General features: G+C 70.2%; 14 protein-coding genes. 9 read left to right on the top strand and 5 right to left on the bottom strand.

The features are described from left to right. Window positions 1-28 precede the first annotated feature (28 nt). From ACQPWU_RS21770 to ACQPWU_RS21760, 3 genes are read left to right on the top strand one after another with little or no spacing between them, the layout of a single operon-like run. Window positions 29-724 carry an ABC transporter permease gene (locus tag ACQPWU_RS21770; protein WP_433442792.1) on the top strand — a complete coding sequence of 232 codons (696 nt, stop codon included), beginning with the start codon at window positions 29-31 and terminating at the stop codon, window positions 722-724. After that, the gene (locus ACQPWU_RS21765) at window positions 717-1505 is read left to right on the top strand and encodes an ABC transporter permease (protein WP_433442789.1); all 789 of its coding nucleotides are present in this window, start codon (window positions 717-719) and stop codon (window positions 1503-1505) included. The genes ACQPWU_RS21770 and ACQPWU_RS21765 overlap by 8 nt, the downstream gene beginning before the upstream one ends. Window positions 1506-1507: 2 nt before the next feature. Continuing rightward, complete coding sequence (locus tag ACQPWU_RS21760) at window positions 1508-2254, top strand: ABC transporter ATP-binding protein (RefSeq protein WP_433442787.1); 747 nt, start codon at window positions 1508-1510, stop codon at window positions 2252-2254. On the opposite strand, the gene ACQPWU_RS21755 is transcribed toward ACQPWU_RS21760, so the two are convergent. Beyond that, window positions 2248-2730: a hypothetical protein gene (locus ACQPWU_RS21755; RefSeq protein ID WP_433442785.1), complete on the bottom strand. Its 483-nt coding sequence runs from the start codon at window positions 2728-2730 to the stop codon at window positions 2248-2250. The two genes, ACQPWU_RS21760 and ACQPWU_RS21755, sit on opposite strands and share 7 nt — an antisense overlap. A 119-nt stretch (window positions 2731-2849) precedes the next feature. Between ACQPWU_RS21755 and ACQPWU_RS21750 the strand changes: the two genes are divergently transcribed. Then, complete coding sequence (locus tag ACQPWU_RS21750; RefSeq protein ID WP_433442783.1) at window positions 2850-3416, top strand: MFS transporter; 567 nt, start codon at window positions 2850-2852, stop codon at window positions 3414-3416. A 48-nt stretch (window positions 3417-3464) separates the two neighbouring features. Next, window positions 3465-4187: a YcnI family copper-binding membrane protein gene (locus tag ACQPWU_RS21745; protein ID WP_433442781.1), complete on the top strand. Its 723-nt coding sequence runs from the start codon at window positions 3465-3467 to the stop codon at window positions 4185-4187. A gap of 414 nt (window positions 4188-4601) precedes the next feature. Here the strand turns inward: ACQPWU_RS21745 and ACQPWU_RS21740 are convergent, their stop codons facing one another. Genes ACQPWU_RS21740 through ACQPWU_RS21730 form a run of 3 tightly spaced genes read right to left on the bottom strand, consistent with a single transcriptional unit; the run spans window position 4602 to window position 7721 of the window. After that, window positions 4602-5585, bottom strand: coding sequence for an ABC transporter permease (locus ACQPWU_RS21740; protein ID WP_433442779.1), 984 nt, complete (start codon window positions 5583-5585; stop codon window positions 4602-4604). Continuing rightward, complete coding sequence (locus ACQPWU_RS21735; protein ID WP_433442777.1) at window positions 5572-6558, bottom strand: ATP-binding cassette domain-containing protein; 987 nt, start codon at window positions 6556-6558, stop codon at window positions 5572-5574. The genes ACQPWU_RS21740 and ACQPWU_RS21735 overlap by 14 nt, the downstream gene beginning before the upstream one ends. Next, complete coding sequence (locus tag ACQPWU_RS21730; protein ID WP_433442775.1) at window positions 6555-7721, bottom strand: LolA family protein; 1167 nt, start codon at window positions 7719-7721, stop codon at window positions 6555-6557. Before ACQPWU_RS21730 ends, ACQPWU_RS21735 begins: the two co-directional genes overlap by 4 nt. Window positions 7722-7848: 127 nt before the next feature. Between ACQPWU_RS21730 and ACQPWU_RS21725 the strand changes: the two genes are divergently transcribed. Both ACQPWU_RS21725 and ACQPWU_RS21720 read left to right on the top strand, forming a co-directional pair. Beyond that, window positions 7849-8523, top strand: coding sequence for a response regulator transcription factor (locus ACQPWU_RS21725; protein WP_433442773.1), 675 nt, complete (start codon window positions 7849-7851; stop codon window positions 8521-8523). Further along, window positions 8516-9862 (top strand): sensor histidine kinase, encoded by a 1347-nt coding sequence (locus ACQPWU_RS21720; RefSeq protein ID WP_433442771.1) that lies wholly within the window; start codon window positions 8516-8518, stop codon window positions 9860-9862. Before ACQPWU_RS21725 ends, ACQPWU_RS21720 begins: the two co-directional genes overlap by 8 nt. A gap of 78 nt (window positions 9863-9940) precedes the next feature. Here the strand turns inward: ACQPWU_RS21720 and ACQPWU_RS21715 are convergent, their stop codons facing one another. Then, window positions 9941-10810: a LysR family transcriptional regulator gene (locus ACQPWU_RS21715; RefSeq protein WP_433442769.1), complete on the bottom strand. Its 870-nt coding sequence runs from the start codon at window positions 10808-10810 to the stop codon at window positions 9941-9943. A gap of 532 nt (window positions 10811-11342) precedes the next feature. Between ACQPWU_RS21715 and ACQPWU_RS21710 the strand changes: the two genes are divergently transcribed. Together ACQPWU_RS21710 and ACQPWU_RS21705 are read left to right on the top strand one after the other, a co-directional pair. Then, window positions 11343-12335 carry a neutral zinc metallopeptidase gene (locus tag ACQPWU_RS21710; protein WP_433442767.1) on the top strand — a complete coding sequence of 331 codons (993 nt, stop codon included), beginning with the start codon at window positions 11343-11345 and terminating at the stop codon, window positions 12333-12335. 201 nt (window positions 12336-12536) lie between these two features. Then, window positions 12537-14084, top strand: a complete 1548-nt coding sequence (locus tag ACQPWU_RS21705) for an LCP family protein (protein ID WP_433442765.1) — start codon at window positions 12537-12539, stop codon at window positions 14082-14084. Window positions 14085-14102 lie beyond the last annotated feature (18 nt).

The raw sequence follows: 14102 nt of genomic DNA, 5'->3' as shown, positions 1-14102 counted from the left end.
CGCAGTCGCCGCGACGTTCACCAACAGTGTGTTCGGCGTCCTGCGTGCCTACATCCTCATCGCACTCTGGCAGGCCCGCCCTGGCTTGGCCGGTTACGACGTGACCGACGCCATCACGTTCTCCTTCATCACCCAGGCGTTCATCGGCCCGATGCAGCTGTTCGGCGGCGGGCTCGGCATCCCCGAGCGCATCCGCAGCGGCGACATCGCGCTCGACCTGGTCCGCCCGGCCTCACTCCAGCTCTGGTCACTGGCCGAGGACGTGGGCAGGGCCGCCTACCTGTTCCTGGTCCGCGGCGTCCCGCCCATGCTGCTCGGCGCGGCGCTGTTCGGCATCACCGTCCCCACCGGCCTCGGGCAGTGGCTGGCGTTCCTGACCGGGTTCGCCATCGGCGTCCTGGTCAGCTTCGGCTGGCGCTACCTGCTGGCGCTGTCGGTCTGCTGGCTCGTGGACGACCGCGGCGTCGCGGTGTTGTCACTGGTCCTGACCACGTTCCTCAGCGGGATGATGGTCCCGATCCACATCTTCCCCGGCTGGCTACGCGACCTGGCCATGGCGCTGCCCTGGGCGGCCATGGTCCAGCTCCCCACCGACCTCTACCTCGGCAAGGCTCCGGTCCTGGAGACGCTCGTGTTCCAGGCGCTCTGGGCGGCGGTCCTCCTCGGGCTGGGCGCGCTCGGCACCAGGGCGATCCGCCACAAGGTGGTGATCCAGGGTGGCTAGGACGTACTTCCTGCTGCTGTGGACCTGGACCCGCGCGGCGGCGGCGTACCGGGCGTCGTTCACGCTGATGACCGTGCTCGGCTTCGTGCTCGCCGGACTCGACGTCGCCGTGATCCTGGTCATCTTCTCCAACACCACCACGCTCGCGGGCTTCTCCCGCGACGAGGTCCTCTTTCTGTACGGCGCCGCGAGCCTGTCGTTCAACATCTGCGACACGTTCGTCAGCAACATCGACCGGATCAGCCAGCACATCAAGGCAGGCACACTCGACACGGTACTGATCAGGCCGGTGAGCGCGTGGATCCAGCTCACCACCGACCGTTTCAACGCCAACAGGGCCGGCCGGATCGTGCAGGCGGCCGTCGTGCTCGGCTACGGCATCGCCGCGGTCGACGTCGACTGGCGGCGTGCCTGGATGATCCCCGTCATGGTGATCACCGGGATCGTCATCTTCTCGGCACTGTGGACGCTGGGCGGCGCGCTGCAGTTCGTGCTGACAGACGCGCCCGAGGTGGCCAGCTCCTTCACCTACGGCAGCAACCAGCTCAACCAGTACCCGCTCAGCATCTACGGCCGCGACCTGGTCAAGGGCGTGACGTACGTGCTGCCGCTGGCCTTCGTCAACTGGCAGCCCGGCCTGTACGTGCTGGACCGGGCCGACCCGTTCGGCACGCCCGAGTTCATGAGATTCGCCGGACCGGCCGCCGCGCTGGTCCTCTCACTGCTGGCCGGGCTGGCCTGGCGGCAGGGCATCAGGCACTACCGATCCACGGGGAGTTGACGATGATCGAACTTGATGGCGCCGGACGCTCGTTCAAGATCAAAAGGAGGGTCGTGCACGCCGTGCGCGACCTGTCGTTCACCGTGTCGCCGGGGGAGTTCGTCGGCTACCTCGGCCCCAACGGCGCGGGCAAGTCCACCACGATCAAGATGCTCTGCGGCATTCTCACGCCCACGTCGGGCCGGGTCCGGGTGGCCGGGCTCGACCCGTCGCGCAGGCGCACGACGCTGGCGCGGCGGATCGGGGTGGTGTTCGGGCAGCGCACGACGCTGTGGTGGGACCTGCCGCTCGGCGACAGCTTCGAGCTGATCCGCCACCTGTACAAGGTGGACCGCGCAGCGTTCAGGTCGCGGCTCGGCGAGCTGACCGAAACCCTCGACCTGGGCGAGTTCATCCGCACACCGGTGCGCCAGCTCAGCCTGGGCCAGCGCATGCGCGGCGACCTGGCCGCGGCGCTGCTGCACGCGCCCGACGTGCTGGTGCTCGACGAGCCGACGATCGGGCTGGACGTGGTGAGCAAGGCCAGCATCCGGGCCTTCCTGCAGCGGCTCAACGCCGAGCGGGGCACGACCGTGCTGCTCACCACGCATGACCTGGGCGACATCGAACGCCTGTGCCGCCGGGTCATGCTGATCGACCACGGGCGGCTGGCGTTCGACGGCACGCTCGACGACCTGATGGCCACGGCGCCCGACCGGTCGAGCCTCGAGGAGGTGGTCACCCACCTCTACACGGGCATGACTCAGTAGTAGCTGCCCTCCGGCGTGGCCTCGTAGTCCTCATCCAACTCGTCGTCCCGGCGCGACCAGCGCGACGGCATCAGCACGGGGATGAACAGCGCCACGCCGAGCAGGGCGAACACGCCCGTCGTGAGCAACGTCTTGGCGCCGAAGCCGGCGTCCCTGATGATCTGGTTGACCGACGGCTCGCTCGGGATGAAGGAGAGCGCCCGGTTCACGTCGAGGGCGTAGACGACCGTCCAGGCCAGCAGGACCATCGACGGCACGAACGTCGCGAGCGGCGACACCCGGCCCGCCACCACCAGCCCGACGACCAGCCCGATCGCGGCCATCGCGCCCAGCGCGATCCACATCTTCTGGCTGTCCGGTGGGCTCGCCGCCGCATTGCCGACGACCTGCTGGACGGCCCATCCGCCGCCCGCCAGGACGGCCGCCGTCACCACAAGCCCGATGAGGAATCCACCTAAGTGCCGCAACGTTCTCACCTCTATGTCAACGCGGTCGGCACGACCCTAGCGAGAAATGCCCATTTCGGACAGGCATTGTGCAGCTTCGCACTCTGGGTCTCATGTGTCACTGCCCCGTGAGAGCATGGGGCACACCCATGCACGCGCAACTCCCTCTGAGGCTCGCGCGGACGGCCGCCTTCTCCGCCGTCTGCGTGACTCTTGCCGCGCTCGCCCACATGCTGGGAGGCGGCTCGGCGCCCGCGCCGTGGGCCGCCGGTCTCGGCCTTGCGGGCGTGTCCGCGCTGGGGCTGGCGCTGTGCGGCAGGGAACGCTCGACGGCGACGATCAACGTCGTGCTGATGAGCGCTCAGCTGGGGCTGCACGAGCTGTTCGCCAGTGACGGCGGGACGTACTTCTCCCTGCACGGCCTGTTCTCGACGGACGTGGTCGTGCACAGCCATACGCAGGGCGGCCTGGCCGTGAACACCGGGATGCTGCTCACGCACGTGACGGCCACGTTGATCACGGGCCTGTGGCTGGCGCGCGGCGAGGTCGCGCTCTGGTCGCTGCTGCGCCTCATCGGCCGCCGTCTCGTGCTGCTGCCTACGATCGTCGTGCCCCCCGTACGGGTTGTCGCGCCGATCGTCCAGACAAGGGTCGTGCCGCTCCAGCCGGAGTTCTGGCACTGCGTGGCCAGGCGTGGTCCTCCACTTCCCGCCTGACCATCTGACACCCGTTTCATCCCCTGATTCACCAAGTGGAGTTTTCCCATGTCCTTCGTACGCCGTGCGGCGACCGTGCTCGCCGCCGCCACCGCGCTGACCGTCGGGCTCGCCATCCCGGCGCTGGCCCACGTCACCATCCAGCCGGGCACCGCCGAGCAGGGCGGGTTCACCAAGGTCGCGTTCCGGGTGCCGAACGAGCGCGACAACGCCTCGACCGTCAAGATCGAGGTCAACTTCCCGACCGACCATCCGCTGGCGTTCGTGTCGGTCAAGCCGCTGCCGGGCTGGGACGTCAAGGTCACGCAGGGCAAGCTGCCCAAGCCGGTCAAGACCGAGTACGGCGACCTCGAGGAGGCCGTGACCAAGGTCGTGTGGTCGGGCGGCAAGATCAATCCCGGGGAGTTCCAGGAGTTCGAGGTGTCCATGGGGCAGTTGCCCAAGGACACGGATTCGCTGACGTTCCCGACCAAGCAGACCTACTCGGGGGGTGAGGTGGTGAACTGGGCCGACCCCGCCAAGGCGGACGGCACCGAGGCCGAGCACCCTGTCCCGACGCTCAAGCTGGTTCCCGCCAGCGGGGGTGACGAGCACGGCGCGGCCTCCGCCTCCGCCGCTCCGGCCGGCGCCACGCCTTCGGTGGTTCCGGTGGCGGCGTCGACGTCCACGTCCGACGGGACCGCCCGCCTCCTGGGCGGGGCGGGCCTGGTGGTGGGCGTCATCGGCATCGTGGTCGGCGCCCTCGGCCTCCGCCGCCGCCCCACCTCCTGAGCCCCGCACCCCGGGCGCCGGGCTCCGACCTTGGGGCCCGGCCGTCCTGGCCATCCGCCGTCTCCCAACCCACCGCCCCGGGCAAGGCCCCATTCGGGGTCCGGGCGCCTACGGGGCCGAGCGCCTTGTGCCGGGCTCCAGCCCGCCGACGCGGGGCCTCAAAGCGGCGACGCTCCCATGCGGATGCCGGCCCCATCCGCGGACGCCCACGCGCACAACGCGCCGGCTGGGGACGGGCGGCGCGGGAAAGATGCGGCCAGCCCACCCCGCAGGCGTCCATGCGCGCGACGCCGTGCCTATGGACGGCGCGCCCGGCGCAGGAGCGTGCGGGTCGTCCGGAGGCGTGCAGCTCGCCAGGGGCACCTGACGCCGCGTGACACGCACGCCCGTCCGTCGCGTGTGGGGCGGGCGGCGTCAGGAGGTGATGTCCTTGCCGGAGAAGCGGGCCCAGGCGATCGAACCGAACAGCACGATGTACGCCCCGAACGCCAGCAACCCCTCCCTCAGCGCCCCCATGTCGACCGGGTTGCGCAGCACCGCGTCGAAGTTCGTGAACTTGGACGGCAGCAAGTACGGCGTGATCGAGCCGAGCTCGGGGATCGCCCGGAGCACCTGGCAGATGATGACCAGCACCAGGGTGGCCGCGATGGCTCCGATGGACACCTCGGTGAACGTCGAGAGCGCCAGCCCGATGGCGGCCAGGGCGGCCATGCCGGCGCCGACGTACCCGACGGTGATGAGGATGCGCAGCAGGCCGTCCGTCATCGAGATCGTGGTGCCCGACAGCAGCGTCACAGGACCGGCGGGGAAGAGGAGCAGGCCCGTCAGCAGGGCCGTCAGCGCCACCACCGCGGTCACCGCGTACGCGAAGACGACCGCGTTGAGGTATTTGACCAGCAGCAGCCGGGTGCGTCCCGCCGGCGCGGCCAGCAGGTAGCGGAGCGTCCCCGCCCCGGCCTCGCCCGCGATCGAGTCGCCCGCCACCACGCTGACGGCGACCGGCATCAGCAGCAGCACGAGGAACGAGAACGAGGCGAACGTCAGCATCAGGCTGTTGCCCGCCACGTCCGCGATGATCCCGCCCATGCCCCCGTCGGAGCTGACGATGCGCAGCGCCACGCCGATGACGATCGGCACGACGCCGAGCGCGGCCAGCATCACCAGGTTGCGCGGCCGGCGGAAGGTCAGGCCCAGCTCCGAGCCGAGCAGCCGCCAGAACGACCACGTCCTGCCCGCACCCGTTGGGACGGGGGCGGCGCTGGGCGGCTCCGGCGGGTGGCGTTCGGTGGTGCGCATGGTCTCCGTGACGGGTACGAGGCCGGGCGAGCGCCGCTGGGCGGTCTGCGTCTCAGCCGTTTCAGCCGTTTCAGCCGTCTCAGCCGTCTCAGCCGTCGACATCGAAGCCCTCCCCTGTCAGTCCGACGAACACGTCCTCCAGGCTCGGCCGCAGCACGGCCAGCCCGCGTACGGCCACGCCCTCCCCCACCAGCGCGGCGTTGATCCGTTCCGGCGCGTGCCCGCCCAGCTCCGCCGTCACTTCCCCGCTCGCGGGCCGCACATCGGCGAGGCCGAGCGTGCCGAGCACCCGTGCGGCGTCCGCCACGTCCGGGGTCTCCACCCTGACACGCGCCACGACCCCACCGCTCAGCGAGGCGATCGTGCCCTGCGCCACGAGCTTCCCGGTACGCATGATCGCCGCGTGCGTGCACATCTGCTCGACCTCCGCCAGCAGGTGCGAGGAGACGAAGACGGTCGTGCCGTCGGCGGCGATCTCCTTGACCAGCGCGCGGACCTCGCGCGTGCCCTGCGGGTCGAGCCCGTTGGTCGGCTCGTCCAGGATGAGCAGCTCGCGCGGCCCCAGCAGGGCGGCGGCGATGGCGAGGCGCTGGCGCATGCCGAGCGAGTAATTGCGGTAGCGCTTGCCGGCCGCGGCCGTCAGGCCCACGCGCTCGAGCGCCTCGGCGATCCGCCGCCTGGCGGTGCCGCCCGGAGCGGTGGGGTCGGCGGCGTCGAAGCGCATGAGGTTGGCCGAGCCCGACAGGTACGGGTAGAAGGCCGGTCCTTCGACCAGCGCCCCCACCTTGGGCAGGGCCTGGGCCTGCGGCAGGCCGAGCACGGAGTACTCGCCCGACGTCGGCGCGATCAGGCCGAGCAGCATGCGGATCGTGGTGGTCTTGCCCGAGCCGTTCGGCCCCAGGAAGCCGAACACCGAGCCGCGCGGGACGGCCAGGTCCAGCGTGTCCACGGCGACCTGACCGCCGCGGAACCGCTTGGTCAGGCCCTCCGTGACGATCGCGAATTCCCCGGCGTTCACCCCGGAGGGCGGGGCCGCCCCGAAGGGCGCCCCCGCTTCCTGCATGACGACGGTCACTTGGTGCCCGCCGCCTTGACGATCTCCTCCGGGGTGACCGCGCCGACCAGGAGGCGGCCGTCGTCGGTCAGAAGGGCGGTGACGAGCTTGGTCTTGATCAGCTTGCCGGAGCCCCACGTGCCGCTCACCGGGGTGGCGGACTTCAGCACACTGTCGGCCAGCGCGCTCGGATCGGCGCCCTGACGCGAGCCGGACGGCGTCGCGGTCTTGTCGCCCGCGCCGCCGGCGAGGTCCGACAGCGAGAACGGGACGACCGCCACGGTCGTCCAGCCCTGCCCCACGACCTTCGCCTGGCCGGCGACGTCCTTGGCGTGCTCGGCGCGCTGCTCCGCGCCCTGGCCGAGGTCCGTGCCGAGGGTCTTCTCCTCCACCTTGGCACCCGCGGGCGGGGTGAAGGTGAAGTTCTCGGCCGCCGGCGGCGTGAATGTCACCTGCGTGAACCCGACCTGGAACGCCGGCTCGGCCGACTCCTTGGCGTAGACCTGCACCTGCAGCGGGACGTACGTCTCGCCGTCGAGCGCGATGCGGATCTCCTGCACCAGCGAGCCCGCGTCCTTGGGCGCCAGCACGAGCTGGTAGACCGGCCGGCCCGCCACCTCGGCCGTGTTGATCACACGGACCGCGGTGTGCTGGTCGACGTTGGCCAGCAGCCGCTCGGCCACCTGCTGCGGGGTCAGGTCGGTCGGCTGGGGCGTGGGCAGCTTGTGCTCCTGCGCCATACCTGCCTCGGTGCCCGCCTTGATGCTCACCTTGGTGGCGGTGTTGGTGGCGCTCTCCCAATACCAGGCCTGGTCGCCGTTCACGATCAGGTTGGTCTCGTTCAGCTGGGTCGGCATGGCCACCCGCAGCTTGTCCTTGGCGCCGTACCAGACCTTCACCTCGTGCGAGCCGGACAGCAGGTTGAGCGGCGACGCCTCGCCGGTCTGCGGCAGCGCGGGCAGGCCGAGCGAGGCCGTCTGCTGCACGGTGCCGGACATCGGCGGGATGCCGCCTTCCTTGCCGGTCGCCGCCACGGCGTCGGCCAGCAGTTGCTGGGCCGAGCGCTCCGGCAGCACCGGGTCGCCGCTCACCGCGGCTATGACGGGGCCGGCGCCGATCGCGGCTCCGATCACGGCCGCGGCCGCGATCGGCACTCCCCACCTCACGAACGTGCCTCTGCGCATCTCACTCCTTAACGGTATGTCGATGCTCAGAGCCTGCGTGATGCATCCTGTGGCAGACCTGAGACTGTCTGAGACGGCTCTCAGCCTTCTCAGCGTTGTCTCAGGGCAGGAACAGGAGAATTGCCACATGAGAGTACTTGTCGTCGAGGACGAGCGGCGGATGGCCGCCGCGCTCCAGCGGGGACTCCAGGCTGAGGGGTTCGCGGTGGACCTCGCCCACGACGGCGAGGAAGGGCTCCATGCTGCCAGGCACGGCGACTACGACGTCGTGGTGCTCGACATCATGCTGCCCAGGCTGTCGGGCTACAACGTGTGCAAGCAGCTGCGCGCGGAGGAGAACTGGGTGCCGATCCTCATGCTGTCGGCCAAGGACGGCGAATACGACATGGCCGACGGGCTGGACCTGGGGGCCGATGACTACCTGACCAAGCCGTTCTCGTACGTGGTGCTGGTGGCCAGGCTGCGGGCGCTGCTGCGGCGCGACTCGGGGCGGCGGCCGTCGGTGCTGGTGGCGGGCGACCTTTCGCTGGACCCGGCACGGCGCAGGGTCGAGCGGGCCGAGAACGCGATCGAGCTGACTCCGAGGGAGTTCGCGCTGCTGGAGTATCTGATCCGGCGGCGGGACGAGGTCGTGTCGAAGGCTGAGATCCTCGAGCACGTGTGGGACACCTTCGACACCGACCCGAACGTCGTCGAGGTGTACGTCGGCTACCTGCGGCGCAAGATCGACGCCCCGTTCGGCAGGAACGCGCTCCAGACCGTGCGCGGCGCGGGCTACCGGCTGGCGGGCGACGGTGGCTGACTCCCCGCTCGTCTGGTGGCGGCGGCAGGGGCTGCGGTTCAGGCTCACGGTGGCGGCCGCCGCGGTGCTGGCGCTGGCGCTGGCCGTGTCGGCGTCGGTGCTGCTCAGCGTGCTGGACCGGGCACTCATGGACACGGTGGACGAGTCCACCAGGCAGCAGGCTCAGTCCGTGCGCGTGGCGGCCGACGCGGGCACGCTGACCAGCCCGATCACCACGCACGACGGCACGATCGTGCAGGTCATCGACGCCCAGGGGCGGATCACGCACGTCACGTACGGCACCGACCGGCTGGTCCCGCTGCTGGACGCGGCGAGCAGGTCCAGGGTGCTGAAGCACGGGCAGGCCACGCTCCTCGACGGGCGGCCGTACGCGATCTCCGGGTTCCTGCGGGTGATCGTGCTGCGCGCGGACCGCGGGCAGACCGTGATCGCGGCCAGGCCCATCAGCGAGATCCAGACCAGCCTGGCCACGGCCGGCAGGGTGCTGCTGGTGGGCACGCCCGCGCTGATCGTGCTGCTCGCGGTGGCGAGCTGGCTCATGATCGGCCGTACGCTGCGCCCGATCACGGCGCTGCGCAGAGGCGCGGCCGACATCACGCACACGGCGAGATCGCGCCGGCTGCCGGTGCCGCAGTCGCGTGACGAGGTGCACTCGCTGGCCACCACGCTGAACGACATGCTGGCCCGGCTGGAGGAGGCCGAGCAGCGCCAGCGGGCGCTGGTCTCCGACGCCGCGCACGAGCTGCGCAGCCCCCTCGCCAGCATCAGGCTGCAGCTGGAGGTCGCGCTCGGGCATCCCGAGGGTCAGGACTGGCAGGAGACCGCCGAGGGCGTCCTGGAGGACACGATGCGGCTGTCCAGGCTGGCCGAGGACCTGCTGGCGCTGGCCAGGCTGGACGAGCGCGGCGGCGTGCCCGCCAGGCGGGAACCCGTCGAGCTGGACGAGGTGGTACGGCAGACCGTCGACAGGTACGCCGAGGCGCGCCTGACGGTGTGCGACCCGGTCGTGGTGCGGGGCGACGCCCTCGACCTGAGCCGGGTGCTGACGAACCTGATGGACAACGCGGTACGTCATACGTCGTCGAAGGTCGAGGTGGCGCTGACCGCGGACGGCGTGCTGACGGTGACCGACGACGGGCCCGGCATTCCCGAGCAGGATCGCGAGCGCGTCTTCAACCGTTTCACGAGGCTGGATTCCGGTCGCAGCCGTGACGAGGGCGGCGCCGGACTTGGGCTGGCCATCGTACGCGAGACCGTGCGGGCTCACGGCGGCACGGTCGTCCTCGAGGACGCCGCGCCTGGGCTGCGGGCTGTGGTGCGGCTGCCCGTCTCCCCCTGACGGGCCCGCGGCTCCCCAGCGACCGAGCCGCCTCCACGCAGTGGAGGCCATGAACGCTGTGGAGCGTTCCTAATCAGGTCAGGCGGCTGTCCCCTTTTCTGCGGTGGCCAGGAAGTCCTGGGCGATCAGCGGGAGGCGGCGCCGGGCGTGCACGACGGCGATGACGCGCCGCACGGCGGGTTCGAGCGAGCGCACGATCAAGCCCGCGCGGGCGGCCTGTTCGGCCATGCCGCGGTACCAGAGCAACGACGCCTGGCCGGCGCGTACCGCGTTGAGCCAGCCGTTGCGCTCGTCGGTTTCGAGCACGACGACGGGGCTCACCGCGTACTTGCCGAACATCGCGTCCAGCTCCCTGCGCCGCACGCTGCCGCGGGCCGGGAGTGCCAGGCGCATGCCGTGCAGCTTGCCCATCGGCACCGGATTGGGCAGTTCGAGCCCGGGCGGGGAGATCAGCACGATCTCCTGGCGTTCGAGCGGGTGGGTGATGAGATCCGTGGGGACGGGCAGATCGGTGAGCCCGAGGTCGGCCCGCTGGTCCCTGATGGCGCTGACGACGGCGTCTCTGCCGTCGCAGCGGACGATGTGCACGCGTACTCCCGGGTGCTCGGCCGCGTAAGCCGGGAGCAGCCGTCCGGCGAGGCCGGGTTCGAGGCTGGGCGTGGAGGCTATGCGGAGCTCCGCTTCCGTGACTCCGCTGTGGTTGGCCAGGCCCTCGATCTCGTGAACCGCGTCGAGTGCCTCCCTCGCCAGCTTGACCACCCGGCGGCCCTGCGCGGTGACGACCACGCCGCGGCCTGAACGAGCGAAGAGCGTCATGCCGAGCTCTCGCTCCAGATCGCGGATCGCGCGTGACAGCGCAGGCTGCGCGATGTAAAGCGATCTTGCCGCGTCAGTCATGGTGCGGTGCTCCGCAGTCGCGACCACATAGCGGAGCTGCTGGAGATTCATGCCAAAGAAGCTAGGGCAACGCCCGCCGCGCGGACCGGGAGATAACCGAGATCACCTCGAATGATTTCGGACCGTAACCGTGCACTGCTACATCCGTGACGGGTGATAAATCAGTATGCTTTTGCCCCAAATTTGGCAATGGTCCGACTAGCCGCGGCGCAAGGTCATCCATTCCAGACAACCGGGTGAACGGGGAGACACGGTGACAGGGAACGGGCAATATCCACCCCCGCCACAGGGGCCAGGCCAGCCACAGAGGCCGCCCTCGTTGCCATGGCCGCCGCCGAACTACCGCCAGCCGCAGCAGCAGGGCGGCGGGCAAGCGTACCCGCCACCCCCTCCGCCGCCGGGTGCTCCCCCGCAGGGGCCGCCGCATCCCCAGTGGCCGACATATCCGCAGGGCGGCCCACAGTACCCGCCTCCGCCGCCACCGTACGGGCAGCAGCAGTACCGGCAGCCGCCGCCACCCCCTCCCCCGCCGCCGCCCTTGCCGCCGGCGCAGTGGGGGCCGCCTCAGCGCAAGAAGTCGGGGATGGGCGTCGTCGGGGTGGTCGGAGCCGTTCTCGGGTCGATGGCGGCGCTGTTCGTGCTGCTCGTCATCGGGGCGGCGTTACTGAAGAGCTCGTCCAGGCCGGAGACGACGACGCCGGTGGCGATCCCGACGTACGAGCCGTCGGAGAGCACCACCGACGAGCCCTCCCCCACCTGGACGCCGACGCGGTCGCACTCGCAGTCCGAGGAGCCCACCCAGCAGGAGACGACCCCCACCCAGCAGCAGCCCAAGGTCACCCTCAACACGAGCCTGAAGAACAACACCGTGTACCGGGCCGGCGCGCTGCCCAGGCTGAGCTGCCCCGCCGGCAACGCGAGCATCTTCAACCACAGCCAGCTCAAGGCGCTGATCCTGAAGACCGGCAAGTGCATGGACCAGGCATGGGGGCCGATCCTGGAGAAGCAGGGCATCGACTTCAGCCCGCCCAGCTACGCCATCGCGGCCAAGCGGGGCAGGGGCGCGTGCGGCGACTACCCGTCCGCGGGCAGCATGGTGCCGTACTACTGCCCGCGCAACAACACGATCTACGCCTCCACCTCGGCCATGGCCAGGGGCAACGGCAACGCCCGCGGGTACGGCCAGATCATCTCCTGGCACGGCGGCATCATCAGCATGCTGGCCCACGAGTACGGGCACCACGTCCAGAACATCACGGGCATGATGGACTCCTGGTGGCGCGCCAGCCTCGACTCCTCCAGCCAGAGCGGCAAGCTGGCGCTCAGCAGGAAGCTGGAGTTGCAGGCCACCTGTTTCGGCGGCATGTGGATGCGGTCCGTGGCGTCGTCGTACCCGGTGAACACGTCCATGCGCGCCCGCCTGTTCTGGTTCTACGGCCAGGTGGGCGACTACCCGGGCTGGCCGCGCGACCACGGCAAGCCCGTCAACAACAACCTGTGGTTCAGGCAGGGCTGGGAGAAAGGCAAAACTTTTCAGTGCAACACCTGGGTGGCACCCTCCTCGACGACCTCATGACATAGCGCGCCAAGCCCCGCTGCAGCGGGGCTTGGCGACGGGCAATGGGCTGCTAAAACGTGGCCCACCATGCACGGCGTGTTCATCTCAGGTTGGGCACATGTCTCTGATGTCCAGATATGGGGACTAGAATCCTGGCAATCTTGTGCCCAAAGGGGAGCAAACGTCAGTTTTGCCTGGTAGGCGTGTGAGGAGCCGGGTGTGAGCAATCGCGAAGGGTCAGAAACCGTGCCTGGAGGCAGGAAACGGCGGCCCATCCGTCGTCCGCGTCCCGGCTCCTCGACCCCTCGCTTCGCCAGGCCCCTGACGCCCGCCTCCGTACTCGGGTGGACCGCACTGTCCGCCGTCGCGCCCGGCGCCGCTCACCTGCGCGCCGGGCGTCGCCGTACCGGGCTGGCGCTTCTCAGCGTGTACGTGCTGCTGCTGCTGGCGGTGCTGGCCTTCGGGCTGACCCGGAACCTGCAGGACGTCGCCGCGCTCGCCGGCGACGGGGCGATGGTCACCGTGGTCGTCGTGGCCTGCGTCTTCGCGCTGCTGTGGTTCGCGGTGCTGGTGACCTCGTACGTCGCACTCAGCCCCAACCGGCTGAACCAGCAGGGCCAGGTGGTGACCGGCATCGTGGTCGGGGTGCTGTGCGTGGCGGTGATGTCGCCGTTCGCCCTGACCGCCAACTACGTGATGACCCTCCGGGGCACGATCCACGAGATCTTCCCCTCGGTGCCCGACCCCGACGTCCCCACCCCGGTCAAGGAGGGCGAGGACCCGTGGGGCGGCAAGGACCGCGTGAACTTCCTGCTGATCGGCGGTGACGCGGCGGGCGACCGCACCGGCGTGCGCACCGACAGCATGAACGTGGCCAGCGTGGACCTCAAGACGGGCAACACCGTGCTGTTCAGCCTGCCACGCAACCTGCAGCACGTGCGCTTCCCGCCGACCTCGCCGCTGCGCAAGCAGTTCCCGAACGGCTACATGGCCGAACTGCCCAACGGCGGGCTGCTCAACGAGGTCTGGCAGTACGCCAACGACAACCCGCAGCTCATGGGCGGCAAGAACAAGGGCCCCCGGGCGCTGATGGACGCCATCGGCTACACGCTGAACCTCAAGATCGACTACTACATGCTGATGAACATGTACGGCTTCGCGGACCTCGTCGACGCCATCGGCGGCCTCAAGATCCGGGTCGAGCAGGACGTCAAGTGGGGCGGCCACTACGGCACTGCGGGCACCATCAAGGCCGGCTACCGGAGACTGTCGGGCGAGGAGGCCCTCTGGTACGGCCGCTCCCGCGTCAACAGCGACGACTTCTCCCGCATGGCCCGCCAGCGCTGCGTCATCGGCGCCTTCGCCCAGCAGGCCACTCCCGCCAAGATCCTCACCAACTTCACCAAGATCGCCGGCGCGGCCAAGCGGCTGGCCCAGACCAACATCCCGCAGCACCTGGTGCAGCCGCTGGTGGAGCTGGCCGTCAAGGTCAAGGACGCCCGGATCACCAGCCTGCAGTTCGTCCCGCCGGACTTCTACTCGGGCCGGCCGGACTGGGTGAAGATCCGCCAGGCGGCGAAGAAGGCGCTGACCGACTCGACGCGGCCCGCCGGCCAGGCGCAGACCGCCAATGTGAGCGCGTCCCCGAGCGTCACCTCCTCGGCCTCGCCGACCCGCACGCACGCCGCGACGCCCACGCAGACGCCGACCAGGAACACCCAGAAGAGCGGTGCCAAGTCCCTCACCGAGCTCTGCGGCCTGTCGTAGACGGTGTGCGTGGCGGCC

This window comes from Nonomuraea sp. CA-141351, from assembly GCF_050944675.1.
Lineage (GTDB): Bacteria > Actinomycetota > Actinomycetes > Streptosporangiales > Streptosporangiaceae > Nonomuraea.
The sequence above is the reverse complement of the archived record's forward strand: the minus strand, read 5'-3'. Positions and strand labels throughout refer to the sequence as shown.

Excerpts from the sequence above, each read along its gene's own strand:
- ACQPWU_RS21745 (WP_433442781.1), top strand. The coding sequence starts at position 3,465 with ATGTCCTTCGTACGCCGTGCGGCGACCGTGCTCGCCGCCGCCACCGCG.
- ACQPWU_RS21750 (WP_433442783.1), top strand. The coding sequence starts at position 2,850 with ATGCACGCGCAACTCCCTCTGAGGCTCGCGCGGACGGCCGCCTTCTCC.
- ACQPWU_RS21740 (WP_433442779.1), bottom strand. The coding sequence starts at position 5,585 with ATGTCGACGGCTGAGACGGCTGAGACGGCTGAAACGGCTGAAACGGCT.
- ACQPWU_RS21760 (WP_433442787.1), top strand. The coding sequence starts at position 1,508 with ATGATCGAACTTGATGGCGCCGGACGCTCGTTCAAGATCAAAAGGAGG.
- ACQPWU_RS21725 (WP_433442773.1), top strand. The coding sequence starts at position 7,849 with ATGAGAGTACTTGTCGTCGAGGACGAGCGGCGGATGGCCGCCGCGCTC.
- ACQPWU_RS21710 (WP_433442767.1), top strand. The coding sequence starts at position 11,343 with ATGGGCGTCGTCGGGGTGGTCGGAGCCGTTCTCGGGTCGATGGCGGCG.
- ACQPWU_RS21730 (WP_433442775.1), bottom strand. The coding sequence starts at position 7,721 with ATGCGCAGAGGCACGTTCGTGAGGTGGGGAGTGCCGATCGCGGCCGCG.
- ACQPWU_RS21715 (WP_433442769.1), bottom strand. The coding sequence starts at position 10,810 with ATGAATCTCCAGCAGCTCCGCTATGTGGTCGCGACTGCGGAGCACCGC.